Below are 600 nucleotides of genomic sequence, written 5' to 3'. Positions count from 1 at the left end.
TTTTATATTACTTCTATGTCTCCGAAGAATATCTATTCATTGTATGTGAAGTTGAAGTTGTTATTCTTTATAAAAACAGCTTTAATGAGTATAGATGCTTTCAATTTACCGAATACATAGACCATTTAGAGATTAATAACAGAGAGGCATCTGTTATATTCATAGACGGTTCATGCGAAGAAATAGAAATATGAGAATACAATTCCATAGACAACCATTATTCTCTCAGATTGTCTAGGGAATACCACATAGCCTTAATAACAAGTAAATGAAGCATATTGCTCTTTAAAAATAAAATAAATCCCGGCACGCCGCCGCTGGCAAAAACCACGGTGACGTCACCACCTGGACTAACTCAGAAGTGGGCGCAGGCGGGAACCTCAACATCAGCGCCGGTAACGACCTGAACATTAAAGGCGCGCAGGTGTCCGGTGAACAAATCACCGCCGACGCCGACCAAAGGCGCAGAGCAGAGCGAGTGGGACGCCTACAACGAAACGCTGGAAAATACCGACGCCTACAAAGCGGCGATGAACGAATACGGCACCGGCAGCTACAAACAGCAGGCGATTCAGGCCATCACAGCCGCCATACAGGGCC

Annotated in this window: 1 protein-coding gene and 1 pseudogene; both read left to right on the top strand. The window is 44.7% G+C overall.

The window, feature by feature from the left end; genetic code table 11:
- Nucleotides 1-194, top strand: a 194-nt coding sequence (locus J1782_RS00150) for a hypothetical protein (RefSeq protein WP_217151888.1), incomplete at its 5' end; no start/stop codon positions are given.
- 131 nt (nt 195-325) lie between these two features.
- Nucleotides 326-600, top strand: a pseudogene (locus J1782_RS26500) (hemagglutinin repeat-containing protein); the annotation flags it as partial.

The organism is Rahnella sp. BCC 1045 (assembly GCF_019049615.1).
Classification (GTDB): domain Bacteria; phylum Pseudomonadota; class Gammaproteobacteria; order Enterobacterales; family Enterobacteriaceae; genus Rahnella; species Rahnella contaminans.
Note: the sequence above shows the minus strand (reverse complement) of the source record. Positions and strands in the feature narration are given on the sequence as shown.